We start from the raw sequence: 15,271 nt of genomic DNA on the forward strand, positions 1-15,271 counted from the left end.
TTTATATACCTATTTTTATACTTTTTTTAAGTATACAAAACTTTTATGCACAGACTTCAAAGACTCCAAAAAAAATAATTGTCGAAAATTCCGACTGGTCAGATTACGATCAAATTAATGTACCTGATGCCCTTTTGCTTTCAGGTAACGTAAAAGTAAATCATGATGGTGTTGTACTAACGTGCAACAAGGCGTACTTTTTTCAAAAAGAAAACTACCTAAAAGCCTTTGGTAATGTGCAATTAGTGCAGGGAGATACTTTATTTTTGAATAGTAAATATGCCGAATACAATGGAAATTTAAAAAAAGCTTTTGCAACCGGTGATGCCGTTATGAGTTCTCCTGATGCTACATTACAAACTGACACGATAAATTTTGATAGAAATGTACAACAGGTTTTTTACAATACTAAAGGTACAATTATAAATAAAGACAATACGCTGGTTAGTAAATCAGGAAGGTATTTTGTGACTGAAAAAAAGTTTCAGTTTCTAACTGCTGTTACGATTACAAATCTAAAATACGTTATAAAATCCAATCACCTTGATTATTACAGTAATTCCGGACATTCCTACTTGCTTGGACCTTCTACTATTACAAGTAAAGCCAATTACATTTATACCGAAAAAGGATTTTACGACACGAAGAAAAACCTCGCTCATTTTGTGAGAAATTCTTATATCAAATATGATGACCGAAGGATCGAAGGCGACAGTTTATATTACAATCGAAATACTGAATTTGCCTCGGCAACCCGAAATGTAAAAATTACGGATTCTATTAATCGTGGTATTGTCAAAGGACATTATGCTGAAGTTTTTAAACTGAAGGATTCTATGTTTGTAACCAAAAGAGCAGTTGCGATTAATCTTGTAGAAAACGATTCGGTTTACATTCACGGAAAAAAATTAATGATCACCGGAAAAGAAGGCGAACGCATCATTAGAGCTTTTAACAATGTTCGATTTTTTAAAGTAGACATGAGCGGTAAATGCGATTCGATTCACTCTGATTCTAAAACGGCTTTGACAAAACTAATTGGAAACCCGATTCTTTGGAATGGTGAAAACCAAATTACAGGTGATGTCATGCATTTGATTGGTGATAATAATACTAAGAAATTAGATTCCTTAAAAGTACTAAACAACACCTTTATGGTTTCCCGGGATACTCTCGGCACTGGATTTAATCAGGTCAAGGGACTTAATTTGTACGGAAAGTTTAAAGAAGGAAAATTACATGATGTTGATGTAATCAAAAATACTGAGGTTATCTATTACATGCGAAATGATGCTAATGAACTTATTGGTATTAATAAAAATGTAAGTAGTAAAATAAACCTGCTTTTAGAAAATAATGCTGTAGAAACCATTACGTTTTTCAATAAAGTAGATGGCGATATTTACCCCGAAGCTGATTTACCTGAAAATGCCAGGAAACTAAAAAATCTTAAGTGGCGAGGTGATGAACGAATAAAATCCAAAGATGATATTTTTACTGCGGAGGATAATGAACTCAACGATAAAATGCTTCAACAGCAAAAAGACGATAATGTAAAAGAAAATGTTCCTATGAAAGTTCGAAAAGAGACATTGAATTACGACAAAAAGAAGCCTGCCACTAAAGCAAACACAAATACGGTTAGCAAGACTAAAAAATAGCTTTTCGCAATAAGTCATTCAGTAGCAACAAAACTTTACATTAAAAGTGTAAGCTTAATTTTTACTTTACATGACTTTAGACAAAATTTCACGATTATTGTAGTAAAATACAACTGTCTTTTTTAGCTAAAAACGGAACGTTTAAATTAAGCCATTCCATTGGCAAATTAGCACCTAAAAAAAATGAATTCAGATTTTATAAAATACCAGGCACAGACTTCTCCTTATCCTTTAGGAATGGAGGTTTCTCACGCCATTGGTTCTTATATTTACGATACCAACGATAAAAAATATTTAGATTTCGTAGCCGGAGTTTCTGCCTGTACATTGGGGCATCAGCATCCAAGAGTTAATCAGGCTATCAAAGATCAGCTAGACAAATATTCGCATGTCATGGTTTATGGCGAATATTCACAAAGCCCAGCTGTTCAATATTGTAAATTACTAGCTTCACTCCTGCCGGAATCTTTAAACAAAACATATCTGGTAAATTCAGGAACAGAAGCTATTGAAGGTGCATTAAAATTAGCAAAAAGAACTACAGGACGCAGTCAGCTTATTTCCTGCCACAATGCGTATCATGGTAATACGATGGGATCAATGAGTGTAATGGGTTTCGAAGAACGCAAACAAGCTTTTCGTCCCTTATTGCCTGATGTAGATTTTATCACTTTCAACAACGAGGAAGATTTACAAAAAATAACAACAAGAACTGCTGCCATTTTATTAGAAACTATTCAGGGAGGCGCAGGTTTTATTGAACCTCATGATAATTTTCTGCAAAAAGTACGCAAACGCTGTGATCAAGTTGGTGCTTTAATGATTGTAGACGAAATTCAGCCAGGCTTTGGACGAACAGGAAAGTTATTTGGTTTTCAGAACTATGACGTTGTTCCGGATATGGTAGTAATGGGAAAAGGAATGGGCGGAGGAATGCCGGTTGGTGCTTTTACTGCTGCTGCTGAAAAAATGGACTTACTTACTGAAAATCCTAAATTAGGGCATATAACAACCTTTGGAGGTCATCCTGTCATTGCGTCAGCTTGTTTGGCTACTTTGCAGGAATTAACCGAGACTAACTTAATGCAGGAAGCTTTAGACAAAGAAAAATTGTTTAGATCGCTTTTGGTACACCCTTTGATAAAGGAAGTACGAGGTAGAGGATTAATGCTTGCGGCAATGACCGAAACGGCTGAAATAACGAATGAGGTTATTTTAAAATGTCAGGATGAGGGTCTGATTTTATTTTGGCTTCTTTTTGAAGGATGTGCCATACGAATAACACCTCCATTAACCATTTCTAATGAAGAAATAAGAGAAGGATGTGCAATAATTCTCAAAATCATGGACGAAATTGTTAAAAAGCAAGAAAAAGTTTAACTAAGCTCTGTTAAAAACAAATATTAATATACAAATAATATAAATCTTTATTTATATTTATTCATTAAAAATAAAAACAGAATAAAATTCTGTCCATATTGTTAATTAAATTGTTCAAAACAATTAATTTACGCCCCGCTGAAAAGAATATGGTTGCCTAATTTTATAATAGGCTAATTTCAAATATAGAAAGTATGCAATTAAGCAACGAAGAAGAAGATTATAACCTATCCTTATCCAAATTCGAGTCTATGTTAAAAACTAACAAAGTACTCTTTTTTGACTCTGAAGAATTTGAAGAAATAATTCTTCATTATTTAGATATAGGTAAGGCTAATTTAGCAAAGAAAGCCTTAAAACTTGCATTAGATCAGCACCCAAAATCTACAGGCTTAAAATTAGTACAAGTAGAAATGTTGGTATATGATGACAAACTCGAAATTGCTGAAAAGCTATTGAACGAGCTGTATGCAATTGAACCTAACAACGAAGAAATTTACATCCAGAAAGCTAATATTTGTTCTAAAAGAGATCAACACGAAAAAGCGGTAGAATTACTTAAAATTGCCCTGCAATATACGGACGACTACGCTGATGTGTACAACTTGATTGGAATGGAATATCTTTTTATGGATAATCTGGAAATGGCAAAAGATAGTTTCATCAAATGTCTTGAAGAAGATTTAGAAGATCAATCTGCTTTATATAACGTAGTTTACTGTTTTGAATTTTTAGATCAGAATCAGGAAGCTATTCTGTATTTAACAGATTACATTAACAAAAATCCATATAGCGAAATTGCCTGGCATCAGCTTGGGCGCTTGCATTATGGTGTAAAAGAATATGAAAATGCGATTCGTGCTTTTGATTATGCTACTCTGATTGACGATGAATTTCTGGGTGCATTCATGGAAAAAGCAAAAGCGTATGAGCGTTTAAAACAATACAACAAAGCTATTGAAAGCTACAATCGTACTATTGAATTAGACGATGCAACGTCTTATGCTTTATTGCGAATTGGTAAATGTTACGAAAAATTAGGTAATGCTGTAAAAGCGCTGCAATACTACAATCAAACGGTACATGAAGATCCTCTTTTGGACAAAGGATGGATTGCAATTACCGATTTTCATGTTCGCCAAAAAAACTTTCAGAAAGCATTATTTTTTGTCAATAAAGCATTAGCTATAGACAATCAAAATCGTTTATACTGGAAACGTTATGCTACGATCAATAAACAAATGAACTTTTTTGAAGAAGCTGAATTTGGTTATAGAAAAGCTGTAGAATTTGGTGATCATGCATTAGATACCTGGTTGTACTGGGTTGATATTTTGCAATTTTTAGGAGAATTTGAAAGTGCAGTTCAAACTTTACTGCAAGCTTCAGAATACTTTCCGGAAGAGAATGAAATCGAATACCGCCTGGCTGGATTGTACTTTATGATTCAGGACATTACAAAAGCGAAATTCCATTTGAGTAATGCATTGCGTTTGAACTTTGATAATTATATTTTAATTGAAGATTTATTTCCTGTAGTATGGGCGAAAAAATCAGTTCAAAATTACATTGCAAAACATAAGAAATAATAATGATTGACACTTTAAAGAGACGATTTGGTTTATTAGGCCGCAATATTAGCTATTCTTTTTCTAAAGGATATTTTACTGAAAAATTTAATAACGAAGTTTTCTTTGGTAACACCTACGAAAACTTTGACATTGATGAAATCAGTCATTTTAGTGGACTATTAAAAAACAATCCCGATTTAAAAGGTTTAAACGTTACTATTCCATATAAAGAACAAGTTTTACCTTTTTTAGACAAATTATCAAAAAAAGCTGCTTTAATTGGCGCTGTAAACACGATAAAATTTACTAAAAGCGGAAAGCTTAAAGGTTACAATACGGATTATTATGGTTTTAAAAAATCATTAAAACCATTATTACAGACACATCATAAAAAAGCTCTTATTCTAGGCACAGGCGGCGCTTCAAAAGGTGTCGCATTTGCATTAGATGAGCTTGGTATCTTGTATACTTTTGTTTCAAGAGAAGCAAAAGAAAATATTATTGATTATAATTTAATCAATGCTACTACTTTTGATAATTTTCAAATTATCATAAATTGTACTCCTGTTGGTACAAGTCCTAATATCGAGGCTTGTCCTGACTTACCATATGAATTTTTCACAGAAAAGCACATTGCTTACGATCTGATTTACAATCCAGAAGAAACTCAATTTTTAAAGAATGCCAAAAAACATGGCGCTACTATAAAAAATGGGTATGACATGCTTATCTTTCAAGCAGAAAAAGCCTGGAAAATCTGGAATAAGTAAACCTTCTGTTTTTTAGCATTCACCCAATAGCTGTTTTGTTGTTTTTAATTTAAAATTTTGATAATCAAAATTTAAATTTACTTCAAAAAAATGGCCAATTTTCTTGTATCATATTCTTAAAATAACACAATAAATAAGAATTTCATCGTAAAATCAAGTATTAACAAAGGATTTATTTTGTATTTAGAATCTCCTTTAGTATCTTTCGCTCTCTTAAAATAAAAAAAACCTTATACATTTAAAATGTTAGAAGAAAAGAATGATAACCTGCAAGAAGCAGACGGAAAATTAGAGATCAATTCAAGTGATACTACAACTAACGATGCAATTGAAACATTAGATTCTGAAACAGCATCTGAGAATGTAATCGATCCTACTACTGAAGATCAGGCAACAACTGCTTCAGAAGAAACGGACGATCAACATCAGACCGCATTAGACGCTATAACAAATTCAAATGCAGAAGAAAGTGAAGACGAAACGCTTAAAGAGCGCCATGATCTTCCTATGCAGGATTACGACACTTTTTCATTAGACGCACTTGTTGATGAATTGAAAAAGCTTGTTGAGTCAGATAAAGTAATGTCTGTGAAGGATCATGTTGAAGAAATCAAAAAATCATTCTTACTACAATACAATCATCTAATAGAGGAGAAAAAAGAAGAGTTTAATGCTTCTAAACAAGATCCAAATGAAGAATTTGAGTATCACTCTCCATTAAAATCTAAATTCGATGAATATTATAATGTTTTTAGAGAAAAAAGAAATATTCATTTTAAGCATTTACAAACCAACTTAAAATCAAATTTAGATACCAGACTTGCTATTGTTGAGGAGTTAAAAGAACTTATCAATCCGCAGGAAAATATTAAAGATACGCTTAAACATTTTAATGATTTAAGAGAACGTTGGAAAAATGCCGGATCTATCCCAAAAGACAAATACAACCACGTTTGGAATAATTACCACTTTCATGTAGAAAATTTCTATGATTATCTGCACCTGGATCGTGAAGCAAGAGATTTAGATTTTAAACATAATCTGGAGCAAAAACAAAAGATAATCGCCCGCGTTGAAGAATTGGTTAACGAAACTGATATCAGCAAAGCTTTCCGCGAATTACAGGACTTACACCGCATCTGGAAAGAAGATATTGGTCCTGTTTCCAAAGAAAATCGTGATGCCATCTGGACTACTTTTAGTGAATTGACTAAAAAAATTCATGATAAAAGAGAACTTTTATTTGAAAGCCAAAGAGCAAACGAGCAACAAAACCTGGAAGCTAAAAAAGAAATCATTGCTAAAATTGAAGTGTTAGGTACTGAAAAAGTAAATTCACATTCACAATGGTTAGTGCAAATACAAAAGGTAGAAGCACTTAGAAGCGAGTTTTTTGCTGCCGGAAAAGTACCAACAGAAGTTAACGAACAAACCTGGTCAGCATTTAAAACTGCTGTGAGAAACTTTAATTCTTTTAAAAATTCATTTTACAAAGACATTAAAAAAGATCAAAACGATAACTTAAATAAAAAAATGGCACTTGTAGCTAAAGCAAAAGAACTACAAGAAAGCACTGATTTTACTGTTACAACTCCGGTAATGAAGCAAATTCAGGAGGAGTGGAAACAAATTGGTCATGTTCCTAAAAAATATTCAGACAAAATCTGGAAGGAATTTAAAGATGCCTGCAACCATTATTTTGACAAACTAAAAGAGCATAAATCAGAAGAAAACGGTGATGAAGTTGCTGCTTTTGACAATAAAAAAGCATATTTAGACACGTTGCGTGCTTTCCAATTAACAGGAGAACACAAAACAGATTTAGACGCGATTAAACTGCATATCGAAACCTGGAAAGGATTCGGAAAAGTACCTTTTGCAAGACGTCATATTGAAGGAAAATTTAATAAAATATTAGATGCCCTTTTCGAGAAATTAAGCTTAAGCAAAAAAGAAACTGAAATGATGCGTTTTTCTAACCGTCTTGATTCATTATCTGAAAACAATGATACACGTAAGTTAGACAACGAAAAAATCTTTTTAATGCGTAAAATTGAAGAGGTGCAAAATGAAATTTTTCAGTTAGAGAATAATATTCAGTTTTTCACCAATACGAAAAATGCTAAAAAAGAAAACTCAATTGTTCTTGAAGTACGCAAAAACATAGCCATTCACAAGGAAAGCCTTGAAGTATGGAAAGACAAATTGAAACAATTACGTAATCTGGGTCAAGAGTAACGTTCTCAGTTTCTGAAATAACTTAAAAAAGGTGTAATGATTTTCATTGCACCTTTTTTTTGTTCTTTTTTTACTGCAAAACTTGGGATGATTACTGTGTATTTATTATAACGCAGATGACGCGGATTCGCTTTGCGAAAACGCGGATTTATACGGATTTTATCTACTTATTTTTATGCGCTCGTTTTAACTTGAAACATTAAACCTGAAACCTCAAACTTGAAACATTAAACTAAAAACCTAAAACATAACATTCTCTTGAAATTTCATAAAACTATTCTGTAAAATATTGAGTATATTTGATAATCACATTATCTGTTGATAATCAAAAACTAAAATTATTAATCTTAATAACAACGAAAATGAAATTTACAAGAAAAGCAAATGCCAACTGGCAAGGTACCGGAATGGAAGGAAAAGGTTCTATAACTACACAAAGTACTACTTTAGATAAGGCTCAATTATCATTTAAAACAAGATTCGACCAAGGCGTTGGCACAAATCCTGAAGAACTTATTGCTGCAGCGCATTCAGGCTGTTTTACCATGCAATTAAGCTTTTTGCTTAACGAAGGTGGTTTTACTGCAGATGATCTTGCTACAGAAGCGACAGTAACTTTTGAGGACGGATCAATTACTTTGATTCACTTAGATCTAAAAGGAAAAGTGCCTTCAATTTCAGCTGAGGAATTTGAAAAAACAGCTGCTAAAGCAAAGGAAATTTGTCCAATATCCAAATTATTGAATACTACAATTACATTGACTGCTACTTTAGTAAGCTAAAAAAGTCAAAGCATAAAAAAAACCATTCCGCATAGCGGAATGGTTTTTTTATATATTCAAAACAAGTCTGATTACATTGTTGCTTTTAATGCTTTTGCCTCAGCAGTCATTTCTAAAGCTTTGTAAACTCCTAATAATGTTTTAGATACATCTGTATTTTTAGGATCTAACTCATTTGCTTTTTTAAGGTAAGGAATAACCGCTTTAAAAACACCTTCTCTTTGTGCTTTTAATACATCATAACGCTTCATATCTTTAGCAGAAGTTCCCAATTTGTTCATTTCATCAATGATTGGTTTCTCAGCTTCTAATTTTAAAGCTGCAAGGTTAAGATAAGCGTTTGTATAATTAGGATTGATTTCGATCGCTTTTAAATAATATTTTTCAGCGTCAGCAGCGTTTTTAGCATTTGCACTAATAACGCCTAAGTTAAAAACTAAATCAGCATTTTTTGGATCTTTCTCTAAAGCTTCGTTTACTAATTTTTTGTAAGTATCAAAGTCTTTAGTTTCCAAATATAAATTTGCTTCTGTTAAAAGTAAAGAAGAATCATCCGGATTTGTTTTTCTTGCATCTGAGATCGCTTTTTTAGCATCTTCGATACGTCCTTTTTGAACTAAAATCAAAGCTAAGTTTTTATAGATCTCACCTCTTTTAGAAGGAATAGCTTCTGTTTTTGGGTTTTCGTGAGTTCCAAGTTTTACAGCTAAATCTCTGTCTTTAGCATTACTAAAACCATCTTCGTTACCGTTAGCTTTATTTGATGCTGTATAACTAGTTCCTTTTCCTGAGAAATTAACTTTCTTTAATTCTTCATACATTGGTAACGCAGTATCGAAATCCTGAGCATTTACCGCTGTTGAAGCAGCGTAGTAAAGGTTAACAGTATCTTTTCTGTCTAATAAGTAAGCATCATATAATTTTTTTGCTCCTTCAGAATGTTTGTTTGCCTGTGTATCAGCGATTGCTGAATTAATCAATTTACCTTTAATATCTGTAATTGAAGCAGCTGCCTGAGTAGAATATTTAACTTTTCCAGAAGCTTTTTCAATTTCAATTAATTGTTTGTAGCTCTCAGCAGAAAGAGATAAATTTTTACCTGTATCAACACTTTTATTCGCTAACTCTAAATAAGCGTTACCTTTTACAAAGTAAAACTGCGCTTGTTCAGCCTCTTTTGCGTTAACTATTGAGTTTTCAGCATCTTTTAATATTGTAAGTGCTCCTTGAGCATCTCCACCTTTTAATGCTTTTTCAGCACCTTTTATTTGATCTTTTTGAGCAAAAGTAGCTACCGAAATCAATAATGCTGACGCAAGTATTACATATTTACTTTTCATAATATTCTAGTTTGTATTTAATTTTAATTATCCTGTGTGTTTCAATTTAATTATTCCTCAGATTCTTCTTCTTCAGCATCATCTTCGTCTTCTGCATCTCCTTCATCATCAGCATCATCATCCTCTTCTACAGTACCGTCGTCTTCAAGAACTTCTAAATCTGGTTTTACTCTTTCAATAACAGATTCTATAACGTTTCCATCTTCATCAACCACTACTTCTGCAGCATCGTCTTTCATAACTTTTGTTACAGCTGCAATAGAATCTTTACCTTTTAAGTTAATCAATCGAACTCCTTGCGTTGCACGACCCATAACACGTAAATCCTCAATAGCCATTCTGATAGTCAATCCTGATTTGTTGATGATCATTAAATCATCAGCATCTGTTACAGCATTAATAGAAATTAATTTTCCTGTTTTCTCTGTTATATTAAGTGTTTTAACACCTTTACCACCACGATTTGTAATTCTGTAAACATCTTCTCCATCATCGTCAACTAATTTGGTACGTTTTCCGTATCCATTTTCGGTTACTACTAAGATTTGAGAATCTGTAACATCATTTTTACCAACAGTAACCATACCAATTACTTCATCAGTATCGTCTTTTAGTGTAATTCCACGAACTCCGGAAGCTGTTCTTCCCATCGGACGTGTTTTAGTTTCCTCAAAACGAACTAATTTACCAGATTTAACAGCTAAAATAATTTGGCTTTCTCCGTCAGTTAATTTTGCTTCAAGTAACTCATCACCTTCTTTAATTGTAATAGCAGCAACACCATTTACTCTTGGTTTAGAATATTTCTCTAAAGACGTTTTCTTCACCTGACCTTGTTTGGTAACCATTACAAGATTATGACTGTTGATATAATCTTTGTCTTTTAAATCTTGTGTACAAATGAAAGCTTTTACTTTATCATCGCTTTCAATGTTTACTAAGTTTTGAATAGCACGTCCTTTCGCTGTTTTACTACCTTCCGGAATTTCGTAAACACGCATCCAGAAACATTTTCCTTTTTGCGTAAAGAACATCATATATTGGTGGTTGGTAGCAACAAACATGTGCTCAAGAAAATCCTGATCTCTTGTTCCTGCGCTTTTTTGCCCAACTCCTCCTCTATTTTGTGTTTTGTATTCTGTTAGGTTTGTACGTTTGATATAACCAGCATGTGAGATCGTAATTACTACATTTTCATCAGCAATTAAATCTTCTATACTTACGTCACCACCAGAATATTCAATTTGAGAACGACGTTCGTCACCGTATTTATCACGGATTTCAGCAAGTTCTTCTTTAATTAAGTTGGTTCTTAAATTAACATCCTCTAATAAAGCTTTCAAATGCTCAATTAATTTCATCAATTCTTCGTACTCCGCTCTTAACTTATCTTGCTCAAGACCTGTTAACTGACGTAAACGCATTTCAACAATAGCACGAGCCTGAATATCTGACAAATTGAATCTTTCGATTAATTTATCTCTTGCTTCTTCTGTGTTTTTAGAACCTCTTATTAACGCAATTACTTCGTCAATATTATCAGATGCAATAATTAAACCTTCTAAAATGTGAGCTCTTTCTTCTGCTTTACGCAATTCAAAACGAGTTCTTCTTACTACTACATCGTGTCGGTGCTCAATAAAATAGTGAATCATATCTTTCAGATTCAGCATTTGTGGGCGTCCTTTTACTAATGCAATGTTGTTTACACTAAATGACGATTGTAATTGTGTATACTTATATAAGGTATTCAAAACTACGTTTGGTGTAGCATCACGTTTTAAGATGTAAACGATACGCATACCTGTTCTATCCGATTCATCACGGATATTGGCAATACCTTCAATTTTTTTATCGTTAACTAAATCAGCCGTACGTTTGATCATTTCGGCTTTGTTAACCTGATATGGAATTTCAGTAACAATGATGCATTCTCTTCCGTCTACTTCTTCAAAACCAACTTTTGCACGCATTACAATACGTCCTCTACCGGTTTTAAAAGCTTCACGAACTCCTTCATAACCATATATTACACCTCCCGTTGGAAAATCAGGTGCTTTAATATGTGTCATTAATTCATCAACCTCAATATCATTATTATCAAGATACGCCAAAGTACCATTAATAACTTCTGTTAAGTTGTGTGGAGGCATATTTGTTGCCATACCAACCGCAATACCAGTAGCTCCGTTCACTAATAAGGTAGGAACTCTTGTCGGCATTACTTTTGGTTCATATAAAGTATCGTCAAAGTTTAATTGAAAATCGACAGTTTCTTTTTCGATATCTGCCATAATATCCTCAGATATCTTACGCATTCTCGCCTCAGTATAACGCATTGCTGCAGGACTGTCACCGTCGACAGAACCAAAGTTACCCTGACCATCAACTAATAAATAACGCATACTCCATTCCTGAGCCATACGTACCATTGCGTCATATACCGAAGTATCTCCGTGTGGGTGATACTTACCCAAAACTTCCCCTACGATTCTCGCAGATTTTTTATGAGCTTTATTCGAAAAAACTCCTAAGTCATACATTCCGTAAAGAACTCTTCGATGTACGGGTTTCAAGCCATCTCTAACATCAGGAAGTGCTCTCGATACGATTACTGACATCGAATAATCGATGTAAGCTGATTTCATTTCATCTTCTATGTTAATAGGAATTAACTTTTCTCCTTCAGACATAAGTTGTTATATTAAATAATTATATTAGTTTCAAAGCGTGCCAAGATACGTTTTTTTGAAATTTTTTCAGCTATTTCCCTACACTTATTTCAATGATTTATTAACAACTTTATTTTCGCTTTTAGTTAATAAATTAAGCGTTTTTTAACGCTTTTATTGTTATTTTTTTTGTCTATTAGCTGTCAGGAGATCTCGATGGGTATGGTTTTTGTTTTTCAAACACTAATTCATTAAATTTACAATTACAATTCAATTAAATATTATGGATGATAATTTTTCACCAAGAGTAAAAGATGTTATTACCTACAGTAAAGAAGAGGCCTTACGTTTAGGTCACGACTTTATTGGTACTGAACATTTAATGCTAGGCATTTTAAGGGATGGAAACGGTAAAGCCATTCATATACTTAATAACCTTGCTGTCGATCTGGACCATTTACGCAGAAAAGTAGAAATACTGAGTCCCGCTAATCAAAGCGTTGAAGTCAATGCCGAAAAGAAAAATCTTCATCTTACGCGACAGGCGGAAAGAGCGTTGAAGACTACTTTTCTTGAAGCAAAAGTATTTCAGAGCTCTTCTATTAGCACAGCACACCTGCTTTTATGTATCCTACGAAACGAAAACGATCCAACAACCAAGCTATTGAATAAGCTAAAAATAGATTATGACATAGCTAAAGAACAATATCTAAATATGACGCCAAGCGAAGAAGAATTCTTAGAAAACTTGCCAAGAAACGAATCGTATAATGACGATTCAGGACAAGATGACAGTCTTAAAGAAAGTAGTTTTAATAATCCAGCCAATAAGTCAAACAAAAAATCAAAGACTCCGGTTTTAGATAATTTTGGGAGAGATTTAACAGAAATGGCGGAAGAAGGAAAACTTGATCCGGTAGTAGGACGCGAAAAAGAAATTGAACGTGTTTCTCAAATCCTAAGCCGTAGAAAAAAGAATAACCCTCTTTTAATTGGAGAACCGGGAGTTGGTAAATCTGCTATTGCAGAAGGATTGGCTTTGCGTATTATCCAGAAAAAAGTATCTCGTATTCTTTTCAACAAACGTGTAGTAACTCTTGATCTTGCCAGTTTAGTAGCAGGAACAAAATACCGCGGTCAGTTTGAAGAAAGAATGAAAGCGGTTATGAATGAACTTGAAAAAAATGATGATATCATTCTTTTCATCGATGAGATTCATACTATTGTTGGTGCAGGCGGAGCTACAGGTTCTCTTGACGCTTCTAATATGTTTAAGCCAGCTTTAGCAAGAGGTGAAATTCAATGTATTGGTGCTACAACTCTTGATGAGTACAGACAATATATTGAGAAAGACGGTGCTTTAGAAAGACGTTTCCAAAAAGTAATTGTAGAACCAACTTCTGTTGAAGAAACTATTGCAATTTTGAACAACGTAAAAGACAAATACGAAGATCACCATAATGTAACCTATACTCCGGAAGCTATTGAAGCTTGTGTTAAATTGACAAACCGATATATGTCGGAGCGTTTTTTACCGGACAAAGCTATTGATGCTCTTGACGAAGCAGGTTCTCGCGTACATATTACTAATATTGATGTTCCTAAACAAATTTTAGATTTAGAACGTCAGTTAGAGGAAGTGCGTGAAAACAAAAACCTGGTCGTTAAAAAACAAAAATACGAAGAGGCTGCAAAACTTCGTGATGATGAAAAACGTATTGAAAAAGACCTTGCGATTGCACAAGAACAATGGGAAGAGGATTCTAAAAACAACAGAATTGAAGTAACAGAAGATAATGTTGCCGATGTTGTTTCGATGATGACTGGAATTCCTGTAAACAGAATTGCGCAAACAGAAAGTAATAAATTGGCTCAATTACCAGAGTTAATTCAAAATAAAGTAATTGGTCAAAACGAAGCAGTTTTAAAAATTGCACGTTCTATTCAACGTAACAGAGCCGGACTTAAAGATCCTAACAAACCAATCGGTTCGTTTATTTTCTTAGGTCAGACTGGAGTTGGTAAAACACAATTGGCTAAAGTTTTAGCTAAAGAATTATTCGATTCTGAAGATGCATTAGTTCGTATCGACATGAGTGAATACATGGAGAAATTTGCGATTTCACGTTTAGTTGGAGCGCCTCCGGGATACGTTGGATACGAAGAAGGTGGTCAATTGACTGAAAAAGTTCGTAGAAAACCATATTGTGTTGTTCTTTTAGATGAGATTGAAAAAGCGCATCCAGATGTGTTTAATATGATGCTTCAGGTTTTAGATGATGGTTATTTGACAGATAGTTTAGGTCGCAAAATCGACTTTAAAAACACGATCATCATTATGACTTCTAATGTTGGAGCACGTCAGTTAAAAGATTTTGGTCAGGGTGTTGGATTCGGAACTGCTGCTAAAGTAGCGCAAGCTGATGATAACTCTAAAAGCATTATCGAAAACGCATTGAAAAAAACTTTTGCTCCTGAATTCTTAAACAGAATTGACGATGTAATCGTATTCAATAGTTTAGAAAAAGCTGATATTGACTTGATTATCGAAATCGAGCTTAAAAAACTTTATTCACGTATTGCTGAATTAGGGTATAAATTAAGCTTAACTGACAGAGCTAAAGCTTTTATAGCTGACAAAGGTTTTGACAAACAATTTGGAGCGAGACCTCTAAAAAGAGCGATCCAAAAATATGTTGAAGATTCGTTAGCAGAAGAAATCATTACTTCAAAAATTCACTCAGGTGATGAAATCATGATGGATTTAAAAGATGATTCTCAAGAACTTTCTGTAGAAATACACAAAGCAGAAGAACCTAAAAACCAATAAAAAAGGTTTATTTTTTTCTAACAAAAA

General features: G+C 33.4%; 9 protein-coding genes. 7 read left to right on the top strand and 2 right to left on the bottom strand.

Annotated features, from left to right (window positions below; all coding sequences use genetic code 11):
• The first annotated feature begins 17 nt into the window (after positions 1-17).
• From B0A66_RS20805 to B0A66_RS20830, 6 genes are all read left to right on the top strand, one after another.
• Entirely contained in the window at positions 18-1,661 is a 1,644-nt protein-coding gene (locus B0A66_RS20805; RefSeq protein WP_089051795.1) for an OstA-like protein, read from the top strand.
• 183 nt (positions 1,662-1,844) lie between these two features.
• Positions 1,845-3,041: an aspartate aminotransferase family protein gene (locus B0A66_RS20810; protein ID WP_089051777.1), complete on the top strand. Its 1,197-nt coding sequence runs from the start codon at positions 1,845-1,847 to the stop codon at positions 3,039-3,041.
• A gap of 194 nt (positions 3,042-3,235) precedes the next feature.
• Entirely contained in the window at positions 3,236-4,630 is a 1,395-nt protein-coding gene (locus B0A66_RS20815; RefSeq protein WP_089051778.1) for a tetratricopeptide repeat protein, read from the top strand.
• Between the two features lie 2 nt (positions 4,631-4,632).
• Positions 4,633-5,382, top strand: coding sequence for a shikimate dehydrogenase family protein (locus tag B0A66_RS20820; protein ID WP_089051779.1), 750 nt, complete (start codon positions 4,633-4,635; stop codon positions 5,380-5,382).
• 243 nt (positions 5,383-5,625) lie between these two features.
• The gene (locus B0A66_RS20825) at positions 5,626-7,620 is read left to right on the top strand and encodes a DUF349 domain-containing protein (RefSeq protein WP_089051780.1); all 1,995 of its coding nucleotides are present in this window, start codon (positions 5,626-5,628) and stop codon (positions 7,618-7,620) included.
• Positions 7,621-7,982: 362 nt separating this feature from the next.
• Entirely contained in the window at positions 7,983-8,402 is a 420-nt protein-coding gene (locus B0A66_RS20830; RefSeq protein ID WP_089051781.1) for an OsmC family protein, read from the top strand.
• A 71-nt stretch (positions 8,403-8,473) separates the two neighbouring features.
• On the opposite strand, the gene B0A66_RS20835 is transcribed toward B0A66_RS20830, so the two are convergent.
• Together B0A66_RS20835 and gyrA are read right to left on the bottom strand one after the other, a co-directional pair.
• Positions 8,474-9,742, bottom strand: coding sequence for a tetratricopeptide repeat protein (locus tag B0A66_RS20835; protein WP_089051782.1), 1,269 nt, complete (start codon positions 9,740-9,742; stop codon positions 8,474-8,476).
• A 50-nt stretch (positions 9,743-9,792) separates the two neighbouring features.
• The gene (gene gyrA, locus B0A66_RS20840) at positions 9,793-12,435 is read right to left on the bottom strand and encodes a DNA gyrase subunit A (RefSeq protein ID WP_089051783.1); all 2,643 of its coding nucleotides are present in this window, start codon (positions 12,433-12,435) and stop codon (positions 9,793-9,795) included.
• Between the two features lie 262 nt (positions 12,436-12,697).
• On the opposite strand from gyrA, the gene B0A66_RS20845 reads away from it, so the two are divergent.
• Positions 12,698-15,244 (top strand): ATP-dependent Clp protease ATP-binding subunit, encoded by a 2,547-nt coding sequence (locus tag B0A66_RS20845; RefSeq protein WP_089051784.1) that lies wholly within the window; start codon positions 12,698-12,700, stop codon positions 15,242-15,244.
• The last annotated feature ends 27 nt before the right edge of the window (positions 15,245-15,271 follow it).

Origin of the sequence: Flavobacterium hercynium (assembly GCF_002217285.1) — a bacterium.
Lineage (GTDB): Bacteria > Bacteroidota > Bacteroidia > Flavobacteriales > Flavobacteriaceae > Flavobacterium > Flavobacterium hercynium.

Bases quoted from the DNA above. Each gene is read 5' to 3' on its own strand.
- B0A66_RS20830 (WP_089051781.1), top strand. From the start codon at position 7,983: ATGAAATTTACAAGAAAAGCAAATGCCAACTGGCAAGGTACCGGAATG.
- gyrA (WP_089051783.1), bottom strand. From the start codon at position 12,435: ATGTCTGAAGGAGAAAAGTTAATTCCTATTAACATAGAAGATGAAATG.
- B0A66_RS20825 (WP_089051780.1), top strand. From the start codon at position 5,626: ATGTTAGAAGAAAAGAATGATAACCTGCAAGAAGCAGACGGAAAATTA.
- B0A66_RS20835 (WP_089051782.1), bottom strand. From the start codon at position 9,742: ATGAAAAGTAAATATGTAATACTTGCGTCAGCATTATTGATTTCGGTA.
- B0A66_RS20820 (WP_089051779.1), top strand. From the start codon at position 4,633: ATGATTGACACTTTAAAGAGACGATTTGGTTTATTAGGCCGCAATATT.
- B0A66_RS20815 (WP_089051778.1), top strand. From the start codon at position 3,236: ATGCAATTAAGCAACGAAGAAGAAGATTATAACCTATCCTTATCCAAA.
- B0A66_RS20810 (WP_089051777.1), top strand. From the start codon at position 1,845: ATGAATTCAGATTTTATAAAATACCAGGCACAGACTTCTCCTTATCCT.
- B0A66_RS20845 (WP_089051784.1), top strand. From the start codon at position 12,698: ATGGATGATAATTTTTCACCAAGAGTAAAAGATGTTATTACCTACAGT.